The following is an 18,214-nucleotide window of genomic DNA, read 5'->3' on the forward strand; positions in this document are numbered from 1 at the left end:
CTGTCGCAGGGGGCCGCAGGGCGGGTAGAACTCGATTGATGACCACCACCCTGCGGCCGAGCGGGCCGCTTCAGCAGAGCAGCGGGGGCGCGCGGTCGCGCCCGTACGAGATCCGGGTCAACAGCAGGCGCGTCGGCGCGCTGCTGATCGCCTGCGACACGCCCTTCGGGCCGGCCGTCGGCGAGATCCGGGATCTCGCCGTCGACGAGCCCGACCGGCGGCGCGGCCGCGCCACGGTCGGGGCGCTCGCCGCCGAGGAGGTGCTGCGCGGCTGGGGCTGCCGCCGCGTCCGGGTCTCCGTGCCCGCGCAGTCGCCGGGCGGCCTGCGGATGGCGCAGGCGCTCGGGTACGCCGAGTACAGCCGCATCATGGCCAAGGACCTCCCGGCGGAGCCGCCCGAGCTCCGCGCGGGGGTCGTCGGCCGGCCCATGACGGAGGCCGAGTACGAGGTCTGGCTCGTCGCGGCGGTCGAGGGCTACGCCGCCGACTGGACCACCCGCGGCATGCCGGAGGAGGCCGCGCGGGCGAAGGCGGTGGCCGACCACGAACAGGCGCTGCCCCGCGGACTGGCCACCGAGGGCACCACCCTGTCCGTCCTGGAGGCGGACGGTGTCCCCGTCGGCCACGTGTGGGCGGCGCCGAACGGGGAGGGCGCGTACGTCTTCGACGTCGCCGTCGCCGAGGAGCACCGCGGCCGGGGCCACGGGCGCGACCTGATGCTCCTCGCCGAACGCGCGGCCCTCGCCGGGGGCCACCGCGTCCTCGGGCTCCAGGTCTTCGCGGGCAACACCCCGGCCCTGCGGCTGTACGAGTCCCTCGGCTACCGGACGACGGCCGTCAACTACGCCAAGGACCTGCTCTAGGCGTTGTCGGCCAGCAGGCGGTCCGCGATCTCCTCGATGCGGGCGCGCAGGCCCTCCTGGCTCTTGCCGCCGTCGAGGCGCTCGCCGTCGATGACGTACGTCGGGGTGCCGGTCACGCCGATCGCCTTGCCCTCGGCCTGGTCGGCGTCGACGATCAGGATGTGCCTGCCGTCGATCAGTGCGGTGTCGAACTCCTCGGCGTCGAGGCCGAGTTCACGCGCCGCGTCCAGCAGTACGGCCTCGCCGCGCTCGCCGAGCTCCGCGGTGCGGGCCAGTACGGCCTCCACGTACGGCCACGCCGCCCCCTGCTCCGCGGCCTCCTCGGCGGCCTGCGCCGCGGCGAAGGCGTGCTTGTGCTTCTCCAGCGGGAAGTGGCGCAGCCGGATGTCCAGCCGGTCGCCGTAGCGGGCCCGCAGGGCGCGTACGTCGTCCAGGGCGCGGTGGCAGTCCGGGCACTGGAGTTCGCACCAGACGTCGAGGATCACGGAATCGGTCATGGGCCCAGTGTCCCAGCCGCCGGGCGCGGTCACCGAAACGCACCCCTGCCACGCCCCTGCGGTGCCCTTGCCGCACCCCCTGCCGCACCCCCTCACGCACCCCCTGAGGAGGAGGCGCGACCCCGAGATCTCCCGGAGATCGGTGCGGGATCCGCTCGGGCCGTGGCCGCTGCGGTGGTGCCCGGTGCAGGATGGAAGGGACAGATCGCCCATCCCTGGAGGACCGCATGCTGGCCGAGACCATATGTTCCGCGGTATCCGCGGCGGGCCTGGGCATCGCCGCGGTGACCGCGTACCGCAAGCGCTTCCTCGCGGCCACGCGGATCGCGGCGTACGCGCTGGTGCCGGTCGCCCTGGTGCTGACGGGCTTCGTGGAGTGGGTGTCCGGGATGGTCTTCAAGCCGACCGTCTGGGTGGGCTTCGGGCTGCTCGGGCTCTCCTGGGTGCTGTTCATGACCACCCGCGCCATCGAGCGGCGCGGGCTCGGCGCGGCGGAGAAGCCCGCCAAGGCGGCCGAGCCGTCGAAGGCCGCGAAGGCGGCCAAGGGGAGCCCCGGGCAGGAGGCCGTGGCCCCGGCCGCGTCCGCCCCCTCGCCGGGGCAGGGTGCCCGTCCGCAGCCGGCGTCCCGCCAGGCCCCCGCCGCTCCTGCGGACGACTTCTCCGACATCGAAGCGATTCTGAAGAAGCACGGAATCTGAGGCCGGGCGCGGTATCGCCGCGGGCCTGACAAGAAGGGGTGAACTCCCGCGTAAAGGCTGGCGTGTTGGGGGCTGATGAGGCGCGCCCTGCGCGATCATCGCCCCGACATGCTCGACACATCGCAGGGCGACCCGCCGGTTCCCGCACCGGCCCCGGTCCCCGCCCCCGTCGCCGACGAGCCGCGAGGCTGCCTCTTCGCGCTCTCCCAGCCGCCCCTGATGATCTTCCTAGGGGTGATCGGCACCCTGTTGCTGCTGGCCGCCGTCCATGACCTCTTCCTGCTGTGAGCCCCGCCAAGCCTCGCGCTGGGTGTCCTGCCGGGCGTCCCGCTACGCGTCCTGCTGGGCGTCCGGCTCCGAAGGGCCGGCGTCGGCCTCCTTGCGCCGGGCCCGGTACGCCGCCACGTGCAGCCGGTTCCCGCAGGTCCGGCTGTCGCAGTAGCGCCGCGAGCGGTTCCGGGACAGGTCCACGAAGGCCCGCCGGCAGTCGGGGGCCTCGCAGCGGCGCAGCCGCTCCTGCTCGCCGGAAACCACGATGAAGGCCAGCGCCATGCCGCCGTCGGCCGCGAGGTGGTCGCCCAGCGAGGCGCCCGGCGCGAAGTAGTGGACGTGCCAGTCGTAGCCGTCGTGGTCGGTCAGCTGCGGGGTGGTGCCGGCGGTCGCCACCAGCTCGTTGATGAGCCCGGCCGCGATCCGCGGATTGGGCGCACCGAAGACCTGGGCGAACTTGCCGCGGACCGTCCGTACGCCGGAGAGGTCGCGGGCGCCGAGCTCGCCGATGTCGCTGATCTTGTACTCGCGCACGAATTCGCGCAGTGAGCCGACGTCCGCCAGTCCGTCGGGCTGGTCCGCCTCGGCCGCGGTGTTCACCAGCGCGACGACGACGTCGAGCGCGCGACGGGTGTCGTGGGGAATCTGCACGGGGGTCGCTCCCTGGGGGCCGGGCCTGCGGCGACGGGCCAGTGCCGCCGCTGGGGGCCGACTCTAGCCGTGCCCGGGCGGAACCGGGAGGGACCCCCGTGACGGACGCGTCACCAGCGGCAACGCGGACCGCGCCACGCACACCGGCGCCGCCCTCGCGGACGGCTTCCGCAAGAACAGCGCCGGCACTGCCGTATGAGGTTTTCGTCCAGCCCGCACCGTCGCCCCGAGTCGGACGGTGCGGAGTGGCCCCCGGCGCGTGCCGGGAGGTGCTCCCTGAGGGCCTGGCTCAGCTTTCGGCCAGGATGTGGGAGAGCTCCTTGTCGAGGTCGAAGTGCCGGTGTTCGGTCCCGGGTGGAACCGCGGCGTCCGTCCGCTTGAGGAACGATTCGAGTGCGCGGGCGGGTGCTTCGAGCAGTGCTTCTCCCTCCGGTGAGCTCAGGGCGATGCAGACGACGCCCTGACCGTGGCTGCGGGACGGCCAGACGCGGACGTCTCCGGTTCCGGTGGGCCGGTGGAGGCCCTCAGCGAGGAGGTCTCGGGCGAAAACCCACTCGACCGTCTCCTCGGCGCCGGTGTGGAAGGTGGCGTGCACGGCGTAGGGATCGGCCGTGTCATACCGCAGGCCCGCCGGGACAGGCAGTGAGGACTCGCTCGACACAACGAGGCGCAGGTGCAGCTCGCAGCTGACCGTGGTGTTCATAAGCGCCAGGGCCTTTCGCTCAGTGTGCGCTCGGGGATTCGCACGTCGGCGAAATCGACATGCCACCTACGGTGCCGTTGTAAACCCCTCTGACCGTTTTGCGGACCTCTGGGTCCCTCGGACGGCGGATCCAAAGCACCATTCACGTGTGCTTCCGGCTCCGGTAGATTCGGGCTCATGAATACGGGGAGTGACCGCGGGACCCAAGGGTCCGCAGCCGAGTCCGCAGTCGAGTCCGAGGTCGAGTCCGCAACCGACGACGCCGCTCAGCAGACCACGGAAGGAGCGCCGCACGTATCGAAGGCTCCCGCCTTCATCAAGTCGCGCCGCACCCTGCACCTCAGCTGGCAGGTCGGCGTCTTCATCGTCGGGCTCGCCGTCATCGGCGCGGGCGTCGCCATGCTCGTCCTGCCCGGCCCCGGCTGGGTGGCGATCTTCGCGGGCCTGGCGATCTGGGCCACCGAGTTCGCCTGGGCGTCGCTCGTGCTCCGCTGGACCAAGCGCAAGGTCACCGAGGCCGCGCAGAAGGCGCTGGACCCGAAGGTCCGCCGCCGCAACATCATCCTGACCAGCGTCGGACTCGTGATCGCGGGCGCGCTGATCGGCTTCTACCTGTGGAAGTACGGGCTCACGATGCCCTGGGACCTCAAGGACCAGTGATGGTCGGGAACCACCGCTGACATGGGGTAATGTTTGCGGTGCGTCCGGGCGATTAGCTCAGTGGGAGAGCACTTCGTTCACACCGAAGGGGTCACTGGTTCGAACCCAGTATCGCCCACCCGGACCAAGGGCCCGGAGACTTTCACCGTCTCCGGGCCCTTGGCGTTTCCCCGCTCACGCCGTTATCTCAGCCGGCCGAGCGCCGCCCGCAGCCGACGCGCGTCCCGCAGCCTCTTCTCGTACGTCGCCCCCACCACCAGGAGCAGCAGCCCCGCCAGCGCCGGCGGCAGCCAGCGCGGCAGCGCGTCGACGGCCTGGACCACGTACGGGGCCAGCTCGTGCAGGGCCACCGCGGCGAGGGTGGCGCCGCCGAGCAGCAGCGGGGCCTGGAGCCGCCGGTGCGCGCCGAGCAGGGTCACCGCCAGCGCCGCCAGGCCCAGCAGCAGCGGCCGCAGCCAGTGCGGATCGCCCCAGGCGGCGAGCAGGCTCGGCAGCAGCGTGGCGCCCAGCCCCGGTCCGTACGCCGTCCACGACGAGGCCCGCGCGTCCCGGCGGCGGCGTACGAAGCCCACCGCCAGCGCGGGCACCGTCACCGGCAGCGTGTACGCCTCCGGCACCTGCACCCCCGACGCCGACAGCCGGATCCACGTCGCCGCCACGAACAGGGCCCCGGCCGCCCAGCCGAGCCCGCGCCGCTCCGCCCGCAGCGCCGCGCCCGCGCAGACCACCCCGGCCAGCGCGCACACCAGCGCCGCCCGGGCCGGCTCCCAGGGCCAGCTCGCGAGGAGCAGCGCCACCGCGCCGACCGCTCCCGCCGCGGCCTCCGCCGGGAGCCGCACCGGGCCCAGCCGCGGGCCGGCCGCAGCCACCGCCGCCGGGACCGCCAGCAGCGGCAGCGCCCACCAGGACGCCGCGAGCCCCCACAGCGCCCCCAGCGCCGCCACCACGGCCGCCGCGTACCCGACGGCCAGCACCGCCGCCCCGGCCCGTACGGGCAGCGGAGCGGGCCGCCGCGCCGCCCCCGCCGCGCAGCCCGCGCCCAGCAGCACGAACACGACGAAGGTGGCGGTACGGCCGTCCAGCGCGGCCACCGACAGGTTCAGCGCCCCCACCACGGCGCACACCGCGGCCGCGTACCCCGCACCGCGCCCGAGCCGCAGCGCGCACACCCCGGCCGCCGCCGTGACCGCCAGCTGGGCCGCGAGCACCGCCGCCACGGGCAGCCCGAGCAGCAGCGGCGCCGTGAACAGCCCCGCCCAGCCGAGCACCACCGCGATCACGCCCGGCTCCGGGCGCGGCAGCACCCGGGCCGACCACCCGGCCGCCCCCGCCGCCAGCAGCAGGGTCACCGCGGCCGCCGGGCCCGGCCCGTACGCCTCCGGGGAGGGGGTCGTCGCCGCCCACACCTCGCCCAGCACCCGGACCCGGAACCCCAGCGAGCCCACCGCCGCGACCAGCGCGGACAGCGCCGCCAGGGCGGCCACCCCCGCCCCGGCCCGGGCCAGGCCGCGCCGGACCGCCGCCGGGATCGCGCTCGCCCGTACCGCCGCCAGCAGCGGCAGGGCGAGCAGCAGGAACACCACCACGGCCCAGTCCCGCGCCAGCAGCGGCCGGACCGGGCCGCCGAGCGCCGCCACCCCCGCGAGGGCGCCGGCGACCGAGGCCGCCATCGCCGAGGGCTCGCGCCAGGCCACCCCGACGCCCAGCGCCGCGCAGGCCGCCAGCAGCAGCGCCGGAGCGGCCGCCGCCCCCGCCGAACCGGCCTGCGCCATCTGCGACAGCCCGCTCAGCAGGGCCCCCGCCCCCAGGACGGCCGCGCTCACCGCCGCCGGGCCGAACACCGCCGCCCGCGCCCGGGCCCCGGGCACCAGCAGGACGAGCGCCGCGTCCAGCGCCGCCGTCGCCAGCAGCGCCCAGCCGGCCCCCACCGGCCCCGCCGCCGCGGCCACCGCCGCCAGCGGCAGCGGGAGCTGGGCCGTCAGCACCGCCGCCGGCAGCGGGACCACCAGCCCCGGCAGCACGCGGGCGTACCCCGCCCACAGTGCCGCCAGTACGCCGGCCGCCCCCGCGGCGTACGCCGTGCCGTCGGTCTGCGGCGTCGCGACCGCGTACACCGCGTACGCGTCCAGCACCGTCAGAAGCAGCCCCACCGCCGCCACCGACTCGGCCGTCGACCGCAGCCCGCGGCGCAGCAGCAGCGCGGGCGCGCCCAGCGCCGCCGCCGTCACCACGGCCAGCACCGCGCCGCGCCCGGCGATCCCCAGGGACCCCCAGCTGACCAGCGTGAACGCCAGCGCGGCCACCGCGAGCAGCACCGCACCCAGCGTCAGCAGCACGTTCTGCGCACCCGGGCCCGAGGGCTCCTGCGGGCGGACGGGGGAGGCGGAAGCCGCCGACGTCCAGCCGTTCGGCGCCAGCAGCCGCAGCAGCCAGTCCCGCCGGGCCAGCAAGTACGCGCGCCGGGCGTCGAGTTGAGCCAGCTCGTGGTCGATGAGCGCCAGCTCGCGGTCGGGTGGCAGCGGTATGCCGGGGGGTGGTGGAGTCGCCATGCTCCGGAGTGTGGCGCCCGTCACGCCGTCAGGACATGGGCGTGCGTACTCAGATCCGCGCTGAGTACACGGGAGTACGCGTCCGTACCCACGGGAGAGTGGATGCGGCGGAGCGGGCCCCGCGCGCCGCCCCGCCGGTCCAGACTGGGGCCATGGACCGCAGTCGCCTGGACCGCTGGAACCGCTACCGCTTCCGCAGTGTGTGGGACCTCGACGCCCCGCCCGCGCGGGTCTACTCCGTACTGGAGCAGGCCGGCGACTACCCGCGCTGGTGGCCCCAGGTCCGCGCGGTCGAGCAGAGCGGCGGGCAGGGCGGGCCCGTCGGGGACGGCGGGCGCGATGGGGACGGCGGGGACGGCGGGCGCGACGGGCGCGGCGGGTACAGCGGCACCCTGCTCATCCGCTCCCTCCTCCCGTACGAGATCCGGATGACCGCCACCGAACTGCTCCGCGATCCCGGGCGCGGCCTCCTGGAGGCGGCCCTGCACGGGGACATCGAGGGCTGGGCGCGGTGGACCGTGCGGGCCCGCCGGGGAGCGGGCGGCCGCGGGACACGGGCCCTGTACGAGCAGGAGGTCGAGGTGCGCAGCCCCCTGCTGAGGCGCCTCGCGTTGCCCGTGCGGCCCGCGTTCCGCCTCAACCACGCGCTGATGATGCGGGCCGGACGGCACGCGCTCGAGGCCCGGCTCGCCACCTCGCCGGAAGCGGTTTGAACCAGACCCCGTGCCTCTTGTATTGTTCAACCCGTTCCCGGGCGATTAGCTCAGCGGGAGAGCACTTCGTTCACACCGAAGGGGTCACTGGTTCGATCCCAGTATCGCCCACCGGGTCAGGCCGGTCCGTCTCACGACGGACCGGCCTTCCGCATGTCGGGGGCCCGTTGCTCTCGCGTCCGTCCCGGGCCGTGTCCTACGCCGCCGCCGGCAGCTCCGGCCGCAGCGGCCAGTGCGGATCCACCGCCTCCGGCGTCCCCTGCCGCGCGAACCACGCCTGCAGCCCGCGCGCCTGCGCCGCGTGCCACACCGCCTGGAGGGTGTGCAGCTCCGCCGGGGTCAGCCGCTCCAGCCGGGCCGCGAACCGGCGCCCCACCGCCCGTACGACCTCCAGCGAGGCCAGCGCGTCCGCAGCCGCGTCATGCGCGCCCTCCAGCTCTATCCCGTAGTGCGCGCACAGGTCCGTCAGCGTCCGGCGGCCCTTGCGGTACCGGTCCAGGTGCTTGTCCAGCACCCGCGGGTCCAGCACCGTCAGCGGCCGGTTGTCCAGATACCGGGCCAGCGTCGACGCCCGGTGCCGGCGCAACTCCCGGTCCAGCAGCGTCAGATCGAACGGCGCGTTCATCACCACCACCGGCCGGCCCGCCACCAGCTGCTCCCCGAGCGCACGGGCTATCTCCTCCACGACGGGCGCCGGCCACCGCCCGTTGCGCTGGAGGTGGTCATCGGTCAGTCCGTGCACTTCCGTGGCCCCCGGGGGCACCGGAATCCCGGGATTGACCAGCCAGCGGGTGGAGCGGACCCGGCCGCCCGCACACTCCTGCACGATGAGAGCGGCGGACACGATCCGGTCCTGCTCCACGTCCACCCCGGTCGTCTCCGTGTCGAATGCGGCCAGCGGCCCCTCATACCAGCGCGTCATGGCGAACTCCTCGTTCCCGATCGGCAGTCGGGGCGCACCCGGGCACCGCCGCCTCGGAACGTGCCACCCCTGCCCGCATCGGTGATACCCGGCCTGTTTGCGCCGTACGCCGTTTGCGGGCGGTCCGGTACGGAGACAACTTTCCTGGGGGACCGCACACATGACCGGTCGTCACCCCACCCACCACACCACCCTCATTCGGCAGAGCCCGGAAGGCATGGGGAGCCGGCCATGGCGCTCGCGCAGCCCGAACCGGGCGGGATGCTGCAGGGGCGGACCGATCCGCGGAACGAGGACCGGACCGGACCGCTGCGCGGCACGCTCGCCACCACCGCCTGCATGGAGACCCTCCAGGTGGGATACCTGCACGCCGTCGCGGCCGCGGCCGGCTGCTCGCTCTCCCAGCCCTTTCCGGACAACGGCATCGACTGGCAGGTCAACCACGGCGCGCCCGAGCACGTCGTCGACGACGAGGTCACCATCAAGGTGCAGCTCAAGGCGACCTACCAGATACCGCCCAGACCGGCCGGGCCCACGTTCGCCTTCACCCTCGACAACGAGCACCTGGTGAAGCTGGCGCGCACGCCGGTCGCCGTCCACAAGATCCTCGTCGTGATGCTCGTCCCGCGAGAGCGCGACCAGTGGCTCGCCGCCGGCCACGACCGGCTCGACCTGCGGCACTGCTGCTACTGGACCAACCTCGCCGGGCACCCCGTGACCGGCCGGCGCCGGACCACCGTACGGATCCCCACCACGCGGATCTTCGACGACCGGGCGCTGTGCGAGATCATGACCCGGGTCGGGTCGGGAGGGACACCTTGATGCACTGGCACTCACCGAACCTGGAACCGCTGAGGTCCCCGTCGGAGTACGGGGACTTTTCGTACGGGGACTTCTCGGACTCCGGGACGCCCGATCCCGCACACGTCGACCCGGCCGTGCTGGGGGCCCTGCTGCACCGGCACGGCTGGCAGCGCCGGGGCGGGGCCGCGGGGCGGTACGGGCGCTGGACGCCGCCGGCCCCGCAGGGGTCGGCCGGCGGGGGGAGCAGCCTCCTCGTCCCCGAGAGCCGGGCCTTCCCCGACTGCTCCGACCTGCTGGAGGAGGCGCTGACCGCCCTCTCGCGCAGCGCGCTGCCGTCCGCGCGGGAGGTGCTGTACGGACTGAGCGTGCCCAGCGACGAGATCCGCTGGGAGCGGCGGATCCCGGAGGGCCCCGAGGGACCGTACGGGCCCCGGGGCGCGGCCGCGTGGACCGTGCAGGAACAGCTCCGCTCGGCCGCCCGGCAGCTGCTGCTGGCCGGGGCCCTCGCGGACCGGGCCAGGGCCGGGTACTACGGGGCCCGCCACCGCGGCCAGGCCGAACGAGCCCTGGACGGGGTCCTGGTGGGGCCGGCCCCCGGAGGGCGCCGGCTGACCGCGTACGTCCCGGTGGACGGCGGGCGGGGCACCGTGACCCGGCTGCACCACGCGCTGCACGCGGCCCGTGAGGCCGTGGACTACCGGCGGGCCACCGGCGGCATGGAGGCCTTCGACGCGGCGGTCGAGGCCGGGGTCAGCCGGGAGCTGGCCGACGCGCTGATCGCGCTGGTGCGCGGCTCGGAGGGGGCCCGGATCGCGCTGGCCTGGGCGCCGGCGGCGGGGGTCCCGGCGGGGTGCGCGGCCCGGCCGGAGCCGGTGGAGTTCTCGCCCGGGGACCTGCCGGTGCTCCGGGAGGCGGCGGCGCGCTACACCCGGGACGAACCGGCGGTTCCCGTGCGGGTGGCCGGCGCGGTGGTCCGGATGCGGCGCTCGGCGCCGGGCGGCGGGGGCACGATCCGGCTGCGCGTCCTGGCGGGGGCGGAGGTGCCGTACGTACGGGCGGTGCTGGACGAGGAGGCGTACCGGGTGGCGGGGCACGCGCACCTGGTCGGCGTGCCGATCCGGGTGAGCGGACGGCTGCAGCGCCGGGGCGGGTTCCGGCGGCTGACGGACGCCACCGACGTGAGCCCGGTCCCGCTGGACGAGGTCGAGCGCGACCGCCTGATGAAGTCCCTGGACGAGTCCCTGGACCCCGCGGACGTCCTCCCGACGGACGACTGACCGGCGACTGACCGACGGCTGACCGACCCCGCCGCGGCGCGCCGTCCGACCCGGGCCGGGTGCCCGGGGCGGCGGAGGCTTAACCGTTTCGCGGCGGGGCCGCTCGGCTCGGTACGATTCAGGCGCGCAGTGTTCGCTCGCGCACCCCCTGAGTCAGGAGAGACCGGTGTCAGACGTCCGTGTGATCATCCAACGCGATTCCGAGCGGGACGAGCGCGTGGTGGCCACGGGCACTACGGCGGCGGAGCTCTTCGCCGGCGAGCGCACCATCGTCGCCGCGCGCATCGCGGGTGAGCTGAAGGACCTCGCGTACGAGGTGAAGGACGGCGAGACCGTCGAGCCGGTGGAGATCTCCTCCGAGGACGGCCTGAACATCCTGCGCCACTCGACCGCGCACGTCATGGCGCAGGCCGTGCAGGAGCTCTTCCCCGAGGCCAAGCTGGGCATCGGCCCGCCGGTCCGGGACGGCTTCTACTACGACTTCGACGTCGCCAAGCCCTTCACCCCCGAGGACCTCAAGGTCATCGAGAAGAAGATGCAGGAGATCCAGAAGCGCGGGCAGAAGTTCGCCCGCCGCGTGGTCTCCGACGAGGCGGCCCGCGAGGAGCTCGCCGACGAGCCGTACAAGCTGGAGCTCATCGGCATCAAGGGCTCGGCCTCGACCGACGACGGCGCGAACGTCGAGGTGGGCGGCGGCGAGCCGACCATCTACGACAACCTCGACGCCAAGACCGGCGAGCTGTGCTGGAAGGACCTCTGCCGCGGTCCCCACCTGCCCACCACCCGCAACATCCCGGCGTTCAAGCTGATGCGCAACGCGGCCGCCTACTGGCGCGGCAGCGAGAAGAACCCGATGCTCCAGCGCATCTACGGCACCGCCTGGCCGTCGAAGGAAGAGCTGAAGGCCCACCTCGACTTCCTCGCCGAGGCCGAGAAGCGCGACCACCGCAAGCTCGGCAACGAGCTGGACCTCTTCTCCATCCCGGACGAGATCGGCTCCGGCCTGGCCGTCTTCCACCCGCGCGGCGGCATCATCCGCCGGACCATGGAGGACTACTCGCGCCGCCGGCACGAGGAAGAGGGCTACGAGTTCGTCTACTCCCCGCACGCCACCAAGGGCGCGCTCTTCGAGAAGAGCGGGCACCTGGACTGGTACGCGGAGGGCATGTACCCCCCCATGCAGCTCGACGGTGGTACCGACTACTACCTCAAGCCCATGAACTGCCCGATGCACAACCTGATCTTCGACGCGCGCGGCCGCTCCTACCGTGAGCTCCCGCTGCGCCTGTTCGAGTTCGGCACCGTGTACCGGTACGAGAAGTCGGGCGTCGTGCACGGCCTGACCCGTGCCCGCGGGTTCACCCAGGACGACGCGCACATCTACTGCACCCGTGAGCAGATGGCCGAGGAGCTCGACCGCACCCTCACCTTCGTGCTGAACCTGCTCCGCGACTACGGTCTGACCGACTTCTACCTGGAGCTGTCGACCAAGGACCCGGAGAAGTTCGTCGGCTCGGACGAGGTCTGGGAAGAGGCCACCGCCGTCCTCCAGCAGGTCGCCGAGAAGCAGGGCCTCCCGCTGACCCCCGACCCGGGCGGCGCGGCCTTCTACGGCCCGAAGATCTCCGTGCAGGCGCGCGACGCCATCGGCCGCACCTGGCAGATGTCGACCGTCCAGCTGGACTTCAACCTGCCGGAGCGGTTCAACCTGGAGTACACCGCGCCCGACGGCTCCCGCCAGCGCCCGGTCATGATCCACCGCGCGCTGTTCGGCTCCATCGAGCGGTTCTTCGCCGTACTGCTGGAGCACTACGCGGGCGCCATGCCGCCGTGGCTGGCCCCGGTCCAGGCGGTCGGCATCCCGATCGGCGACGGACACGTCGAGTACCTGCAGGAGTTCGCCGCCGAGGCGAAGAAGAAGGGCCTGCGGGTCGAGGTGGACGCCTCGTCCGACCGGATGCAGAAGAAGATCCGCAACCACCAGAAGCTCAAGGTCCCGTTCATGATCATCGTTGGTGACGAGGACATGGCCGCCGGCACGGTCTCCTTCCGCTACCGCGACGGTTCGCAGGAGAACGGCATCGCCAAGGACGAGGCGCTGGCCAAGCTGGCCAAGGTCGTCGAGGACCGCGTCCAGGTCTGACCGGCGCAGTACGGCCTAGCGACGGGGCCCCGGGGAACTTCCGTTCCCCGGGGCCCCCTCGTCGTCCTCGTCGCGGAAGACCTGGATCAGCCAGGACGAGAACGAGCCCGTCACCGCCCCGAGCAGGGCCAGGCCGCAGAGCATCAGGCCTGTAGCGATCACCCGTCCGGTCGGGGTCACGGGGGCCACGTCGCCGTAGCCGACCGTCGTCAGGGTCTGCACCACGCACCACGCCGAGTCCCCGAAGGTGCGGACGGGGGAGGCCGGGTCCGTCCGCTCGCTGTGGTAGATGCCGAGCGAGCCGGAGAAGCCCAGCAGTACCGAGGTGAGCCCGGCGTACGTGATCACGCGCGGGTACAGGCTGCGGCGGGGGCGGCGCCCCTTGGCCCGGATCGCGTCGTGGACCTTGACCAGGCGCAACGGACGCAGCGTGGGCAGGAGGACCACCACGGCGTCCAGCCAGTGCCGGCGGACGAACCGCCGCGGTTTCTCGCCGCTCAGGACCAGCCGGGCCAGGAAGTCCGCGAGGAAGCAGCCCCAGGTCGCCAGGATCGCGATTGCCGCGATGTCCTGCCAGACATGATCGGTGCCGGGGACCAGGACGCGGACGGCGTACCCGGCCATGAAGACCAGGGAAGCGTAGAAGAGCGGCAGCTCGGTACGCCGCTCCCAGACTCGATCACGGGGCTCTGCTTCGGCACGCATGGGCCCAGCATCGCGGTGCCGGTGGCCGTCTTCCCCCCGGCGACACGCCCTCCCGGGGCAAGGTCATATGCTGCATCCCATGACGAGTGAGCCGGAGCAGCAGATCGGTGTGGGCACGCAGGACGCGTTCCAGCGTCTGTGGACGCCCCACCGGATGGCGTACATCCAGGGGGAGAACAAGCCGACCGGTCCGGAGGCCGGGGACGGCTGTCCCTTCTGCGGGATTCCGGAGATGTCCGACCAGGACGGCCTGGTCGTGGCCCGGGGCAAGCACGTCTACGCCGTGCTGAACCTGTATCCGTACAACGGCGGCCATCTGATGGTGGTTCCGTACCGGCACGTCGCCGATTACACGGAGCTCGACGTCGCCGAGACGGCCGAGCTGGCCGATCTCACGAAGCGGGCGATGGTCGCGCTGCGCAAGGCGTCCGGGGCGCACGGTTTCAACATCGGCATGAACCAGGGCGCGGCCGCGGGGGCCGGCATCGCGGCACACCTGCACCAGCACATCGTGCCCCGCTGGGGCGGGGACACCAACTTCATGCCGGTCGTCGGCCACACCAAGGTGCTGCCCCAACTCCTCGCGGACACCCGCCAGATGCTCGCCGACGCCTGGCCCAACGACTAGGACGAAAAGCAGGACGAAGAGCAGGACGACCAGGACGGCCAGCAGGTCCCGGGGCCGCGGATCGGCCCCGGGACCTGCTGCCTACGCGTCGTAGGCGTCGGCCTTGCGCGGGGCGGCGTCCTGGACGAGCCCGCTGACGATCATCGAGCGGTTGCTGAAGCGGTCGATGTCGGCGCCGTTCTCCTCGAGCACCCGCAGCGCCGCCGCGTGCACCGCCCGCAGGACCGGGGTAGCGGCGCGCAGGGCGTCGTCGGCCATGAAGCGGTGGCGCCAGGGCTGGCCCGCCCAGACGTGCCGCAGGCCGAAGGGCTCCGGCAGGACCAGCTTGCCGCCGAAGAACTCGAGGACCGGCGGGAACCAGGTCAGCGGGGCGCGGACGGCGAGGCGGACCACTTCCGCGGCGTCCACCAGCGGCAGGGGCCGCTCGACGGTCTCCCAGAAGCGGATGGACTTCGGCACCTCGACCTTCGGGGCCGCCGACTTGCTGGTGAACAGGCCGTGCACCGGTCCGAGCGCGTGGCCGGTCACCTCGACGCGCAGGGTCTTGTACAGCACGGTGACCGTCACCAGCATGGTGATCACCAACTGGCCGTCCCAGAGCGGGTACTGGATGCCGAGGTAGTGCCGGTTGCCGCCGCTGAACTGCTGCTCGTTGCAGATCCGGGTGATCTCGTGCGGCTTGACGAGGAAGGTGTCCACGTCGGCGCCGGTGGGGCGGGCCACCTCCCCGGCGGCTTCGCCGACCGGGGTGACGATCCAGTGCTGGATCGAGGCGGGCGGCAGGCCGCCGGTGTGCAGCGGGCCGCGCTCCAGCTTGCGCAGCTCGGTGTCGATCGCGCGTATGACGTCCCAGCTGCGGAACGGGTGGATCTCCATGCCCTCGGTCTTGGGCGCGAGCTCCTCGGCCATCTGCCAGCTGCCCCAGCGGGTGCCCATGCCGAGGATGCCCTTGGGGCCGGCGTAGAAGACTGAGTTGCTGCGGTCCTCGGCCGTGAGCTTGGCGAGCGAGTGCCGCAGGTCTTCCCGGGCCTTCTCGTCGGGGTTGCCGGGCACCGCCTCCGGGATCTTGGCGCCGATGCCGCTGCCGGCCAGCAGTCCGTCCCAGCGGGAGCGCAGGTCGGCGGCGGTGGCCTCGCAGATCCGGCGGGCGAGGAGCCAGCCCACGGCGGGAGCGATGATCATGCCGCGCAGGTAGAGGCCGAGGAAACCGGTGAACGGCAGCCGGAACATGAGTACGGCCGCCACGACGGCGACGCCCACGAGCAGCAGGGTGCCCATCCAGGACGAGCGCTTGCCGTCACCCTTGGTCAGCGTCTTGCGGAGCTGGAACAGGCCCAGCCACAGCAGGAGGCCGGGCAGGAAGACGACGCCGGCGACGAGCATGATCAGGCGCAGCTTGCGGTCGCGCTCCTTGCGGATGCGGGAGGCGGCCAGGCAGTGCTCGACGACGGTCTGCGGGTCGAGGCCGAAGGACTGGATGAGCGGTTTGCGGCCGGCGCCGAGGGTGCGGGCCTCGACGGCACGACAGAAGGCCTCGCCCAGATTGGGCTCGAAGAGCGAGATCTTCGGGGGTTTGATCGTGGACTTGTGGTACTCGTTGTCGGCTTTCGCGATGTCGGACAGCTTGGTGTCCTTGCCGCCGTCCCGGTACGCGGCCGACGCGAGGGCGTTGGTCGCCGCCGTCTGGCCCCCGCCCCCCTGGAGGGGGACCTGTGCCCCGGGCCTGAAGTCGAATCCGTCGTCCGCCACCGTTGCCCCCATCGCTGTGCGTTGTGCTCTTTTGCCGCGCAGATGAGCCTATCGGCGTATCTCTTCCCATGGTCATGGGACAGGGAAATGCCGCCCACCGCAAGCGGCTTGGGTGGGCGGCTCCCGGCGCTGTGTCAGTCAGGTTCCCTTCTCGGCCTGTTCTCGCACCTTGTCGGCGATCTGGGGCGGCATGGCCTCGTGGCGGGCGTAGGCGCGGGTGAACCGGCCCGTGCCGTGCGACACCGAGCGCAGTTCGACGGCGTACCGGCCGATCTCGATCTCGGGGATCTCGGCTCGGACCTGCGTGCGGCCGGAGCCGGCCTGTTCGGTGCCGACCACGCGGCCGCGGCGGCCGGCGAGGTCGCTCATGACGGCGCCGACGTACTCGTCGGGGACGAGGACGGCGAGCTCGGCGACCGGTTCGAGGAGGTGGATGCGCGCCTCGGCGGCGGCCTCGCGCAGGGCGAGCGCGCCGGCGGTCTGGAAGGCGGCGTCGGAGGAGTCCACCGAGTGCGCCTTGCCGTCGAGCAGGGTGATGCGTACGTCGACCAGCGGATAGCCGGCGGCGACCCCGCGGGCGGCCTGGGTGCGTACGCCCTTCTCGACGGACGGGATGAACTGGCGGGGCACGGCGCCGCCGACGACCTTGTCGACGAACTCGATGCCGCTGCCCGGCGGGAGCGGTTCCACCTCGATCTCGCAGACGGCGAACTGGCCGTGCCCGCCCGACTGTTTGACGTGGCGGCCGCGGCCCGCGGCCTTGGCGCCGAAGGTCTCGCGCAGGCTCACCTTGTGCGGGACGGGGTCGACCTGGACCCCGTAGCGGGTGCGCAGCCGTTCGAGGGCCACGTCCTGGTGGGCCTCGCCGAGGCACCACAGGACGACCTGGTGGGTGTCCGGGTTCTGCTCCAGCCGCATCGTGGGGTCCTCGGCGACGAGCCGGGCCAGGCCCTGGGAGAGCTTGTCCTCGTCGGCCTTGCTGTGGGCGGCGATGGCGAGGGGGAGCAGCGGGTCGGGCATCGGCCAGGGCTCCATGAGCAGGGGCCGGTCCTTGGCCGAGAGGGTGTCGCCGGTCTCGGCGCGGGTGAGTTTGGCCACGCAGGCGAGGTCCCCGGCGATGACCTGGGTGAGGGTGCGCTGCTGCTTGCCGAAGGGGGAGGTGAGGGAGCCGATCCGCTCGTCGACGTCGTGGTCCTCGTGCCCGCGGTCGGCCAGGCCGTGACCGCTGACGTGCACGGTCTCCTCGGGACGCAGGGTGCCGGAGAAGACGCGGACGAGGGAGACGCGCCCGACGTAGGGGTCGGAGGAGGTCTTGACGACCTCGGCGACGAGGGGCCCGTCGGGATCGCAGGTGACGGCCGGGCGCCCGGCGCCGTCCGGGGCGGTGACGGCCACGGCGGCGCGCTCCAGCGGGGTGGGGAAGCCGCCGGTGATCAGTTCCAGGAGTTCGACGGTGCCGAGCCCCTGGCGGGCGCCGTCGGCGGCCGGGGCGGCCATCAGGACGGGGTGGAAGGTGCCGCGGGCGACGGCGCGCTCCAGGTCGTCGACGAGGGTCTTGAAGTCGATGTCCTCGCCGCCGAGGTAGCGGTCCATGAGGCTCTCGTCCTCGCTCTCGGCAATGATCCCCTCGATGAGGCGGGAGCGGGCGTCGGAGATGAGGGCGAGCTCGGCGGGCTCGGGGTCGCGCTCCACGCGCTCCCCGGAGGTGTAGTCGTACACGCGCCGGGAGAGCAGGCCGAGGAGGCCGGCGACCGGGGCGTGCCCGTCGGGGCCGGGAGGCCCGTAGAGGGGCAGGTAGAGCGGGATGACGGCGTCGGGGTCCTCGGCTCCGAAGATCTCCCCGCAGACGGTGGTCATCTGTGCGTAGTCGGCGCGGGCTGCCTCCAGATGGGTGACGACGATGGCGCGTGGCATGCCGACGGCCGCGCACTCGTCCCAGACCATGCGGGTGGCGCCGTCGATGCCGTCCGAGGAGGAGACGACGAAAAGGGCCGCGTCCGCGGCGCGCAGACCGGCCCTGAGCTCGCCGATGAAATCGGCGTATCCGGGGGTGTCCAGGATGTTGATCTTGATACCGGCCCATTCGACCGGGACGAGGGACAGCTGTACGGACCGCTGCTGGCGGTGTTCGATCTCGTCGTAGTCGGAGACGGCGGTGCCGTCCTCGACCCGGCCGGCCCGGTTGACGGCGCCCGCCGTCAGGGCGAGGGCCTCGACCAGCGTGGTCTTGCCGGCTCCGCTGTGGCCGACCAGCACGACGTTCCGCAACGACGACGGGCGGTCGGCCGTCGGTGCCCTGCCGGCGGCTCCGGCTTGGTGTGATGTGGCTCCCATGATGCTCGTGCCTCCCGGTGTGACGGTGAGGAGGTTGAATCGGGGTCC

Annotated in this window: 17 protein-coding genes and 2 tRNA genes; 11 read left to right on the top strand and 8 right to left on the bottom strand. The window is 73.2% G+C overall.

Translation table 11 applies throughout. The features are described from left to right. Positions 1 to 38 precede the first annotated feature (38 nt). On the top strand, positions 39 to 863 hold the full coding sequence (locus IF02_RS0115810; RefSeq protein WP_030157338.1) for a GNAT family N-acetyltransferase: 825 nt from the start codon (positions 39 to 41) through the stop codon (positions 861 to 863). On the opposite strand, the gene IF02_RS0115815 is transcribed toward IF02_RS0115810, so the two are convergent. Further along, a complete protein-coding gene (locus IF02_RS0115815; protein WP_030157340.1) occupies positions 860 to 1,360 on the bottom strand; it encodes a DsbA family protein in 501 nt (166 codons plus the stop codon). The genes IF02_RS0115810 and IF02_RS0115815 overlap by 4 nt on opposite strands. Before the next feature lie 227 nt (positions 1,361 to 1,587). On the opposite strand from IF02_RS0115815, the gene IF02_RS0115820 reads away from it, so the two are divergent. Together IF02_RS0115820 and IF02_RS0115825 are read left to right on the top strand one after the other, a co-directional pair. Further along, positions 1,588 to 2,058, top strand: coding sequence for a hypothetical protein (locus tag IF02_RS0115820; RefSeq protein ID WP_030157342.1), 471 nt, complete (start codon positions 1,588 to 1,590; stop codon positions 2,056 to 2,058). A 108-nt stretch (positions 2,059 to 2,166) separates the two neighbouring features. Further along, the gene (locus tag IF02_RS0115825; protein ID WP_030157343.1) at positions 2,167 to 2,346 is read left to right on the top strand and encodes a hypothetical protein; all 180 of its coding nucleotides are present in this window, start codon (positions 2,167 to 2,169) and stop codon (positions 2,344 to 2,346) included. A gap of 42 nt (positions 2,347 to 2,388) precedes the next feature. Here the strand turns inward: IF02_RS0115825 and IF02_RS0115830 are convergent, their stop codons facing one another. Then, positions 2,389 to 2,979, bottom strand: coding sequence for a CGNR zinc finger domain-containing protein (locus IF02_RS0115830; protein ID WP_030157346.1), 591 nt, complete (start codon positions 2,977 to 2,979; stop codon positions 2,389 to 2,391). Positions 2,980 to 3,268: 289 nt separating this feature from the next. Then, complete coding sequence (locus tag IF02_RS0115835; RefSeq protein ID WP_030011909.1) at positions 3,269 to 3,682, bottom strand: SsgA family sporulation/cell division regulator; 414 nt, start codon at positions 3,680 to 3,682, stop codon at positions 3,269 to 3,271. Between the two features lie 177 nt (positions 3,683 to 3,859). Between IF02_RS0115835 and IF02_RS0115840 the strand changes: the two genes are divergently transcribed. Together IF02_RS0115840 and IF02_RS0115845 are read left to right on the top strand one after the other, a co-directional pair. Beyond that, entirely contained in the window at positions 3,860 to 4,342 is a 483-nt protein-coding gene (locus IF02_RS0115840; RefSeq protein WP_030157349.1) for a TIGR02611 family protein, read from the top strand. 46 nt (positions 4,343 to 4,388) lie between these two features. Beyond that, positions 4,389 to 4,460: transfer RNA gene (locus tag IF02_RS0115845), tRNA-Val, on the top strand. A gap of 64 nt (positions 4,461 to 4,524) precedes the next feature. Here IF02_RS0115845 and IF02_RS0115850 read toward each other — a convergent pair. After that, positions 4,525 to 6,891, bottom strand: a complete 2,367-nt coding sequence (locus tag IF02_RS0115850; RefSeq protein WP_030157351.1) for an SCO7613 C-terminal domain-containing membrane protein — start codon at positions 6,889 to 6,891, stop codon at positions 4,525 to 4,527. Positions 6,892 to 7,043: 152 nt separating this feature from the next. Here IF02_RS0115850 and IF02_RS0115855 point away from each other — a divergent pair, with 152 nt between their 5' ends. Together IF02_RS0115855 and IF02_RS0115860 are read left to right on the top strand one after the other, a co-directional pair. After that, positions 7,044 to 7,604, top strand: a complete 561-nt coding sequence (locus tag IF02_RS0115855) for an SRPBCC family protein (RefSeq protein WP_030157353.1) — start codon at positions 7,044 to 7,046, stop codon at positions 7,602 to 7,604. A gap of 39 nt (positions 7,605 to 7,643) precedes the next feature. Continuing rightward, positions 7,644 to 7,715 (top strand) — tRNA-Val (locus IF02_RS0115860). An 85-nt stretch (positions 7,716 to 7,800) separates the two neighbouring features. On the opposite strand, the gene IF02_RS0115865 is transcribed toward IF02_RS0115860, so the two are convergent. Then, positions 7,801 to 8,526, bottom strand: a complete 726-nt coding sequence (locus tag IF02_RS0115865) for a 3'-5' exonuclease (RefSeq protein ID WP_030157355.1) — start codon at positions 8,524 to 8,526, stop codon at positions 7,801 to 7,803. A 231-nt stretch (positions 8,527 to 8,757) separates the two neighbouring features. On the opposite strand from IF02_RS0115865, the gene IF02_RS0115870 reads away from it, so the two are divergent. The 3 genes from IF02_RS0115870 to thrS all read left to right on the top strand — a co-directional run bounded on the left by IF02_RS0115870 (position 8,758) and on the right by thrS (position 12,750). Beyond that, on the top strand, positions 8,758 to 9,348 hold the full coding sequence (locus IF02_RS0115870) for a DUF4365 domain-containing protein (protein WP_030157357.1): 591 nt from the start codon (positions 8,758 to 8,760) through the stop codon (positions 9,346 to 9,348). Further along, positions 9,348 to 10,607, top strand: a complete 1,260-nt coding sequence (locus IF02_RS0115875; protein WP_234318216.1) for a hypothetical protein — start codon at positions 9,348 to 9,350, stop codon at positions 10,605 to 10,607. The genes IF02_RS0115870 and IF02_RS0115875 overlap by 1 nt, the downstream gene beginning before the upstream one ends. Positions 10,608 to 10,773: 166 nt before the next feature. After that, positions 10,774 to 12,750 (top strand): threonine--tRNA ligase, encoded by a 1,977-nt coding sequence (gene thrS / locus IF02_RS0115880; RefSeq protein WP_030157361.1) that lies wholly within the window; start codon positions 10,774 to 10,776, stop codon positions 12,748 to 12,750. A gap of 15 nt (positions 12,751 to 12,765) precedes the next feature. On the opposite strand, the gene IF02_RS0115885 is transcribed toward thrS, so the two are convergent. Then, the gene (locus IF02_RS0115885) at positions 12,766 to 13,455 is read right to left on the bottom strand and encodes a potassium channel family protein (protein WP_030157363.1); all 690 of its coding nucleotides are present in this window, start codon (positions 13,453 to 13,455) and stop codon (positions 12,766 to 12,768) included. A gap of 67 nt (positions 13,456 to 13,522) precedes the next feature. On the opposite strand from IF02_RS0115885, the gene IF02_RS0115890 reads away from it, so the two are divergent. Further along, the gene (locus IF02_RS0115890; protein ID WP_030157364.1) at positions 13,523 to 14,083 is read left to right on the top strand and encodes an HIT family protein; all 561 of its coding nucleotides are present in this window, start codon (positions 13,523 to 13,525) and stop codon (positions 14,081 to 14,083) included. Positions 14,084 to 14,164: 81 nt separating this feature from the next. Here IF02_RS0115890 and IF02_RS0115895 read toward each other — a convergent pair whose 3' ends face one another. Both IF02_RS0115895 and IF02_RS0115900 read right to left on the bottom strand, forming a co-directional pair. After that, a complete protein-coding gene (locus tag IF02_RS0115895; RefSeq protein WP_030157366.1) occupies positions 14,165 to 15,832 on the bottom strand; it encodes a hypothetical protein in 1,668 nt (555 codons plus the stop codon). Between the two features lie 138 nt (positions 15,833 to 15,970). Next, positions 15,971 to 18,166, bottom strand: coding sequence for an elongation factor G-like protein EF-G2 (locus IF02_RS0115900; RefSeq protein ID WP_030157368.1), 2,196 nt, complete (start codon positions 18,164 to 18,166; stop codon positions 15,971 to 15,973). Between the last annotated feature and the right edge of the window lie 48 nt (positions 18,167 to 18,214).

Origin of the sequence: Streptomyces sp. NRRL S-244, from assembly GCF_000717915.1 — a bacterium.
Lineage (GTDB): Bacteria > Actinomycetota > Actinomycetes > Streptomycetales > Streptomycetaceae > Streptomyces.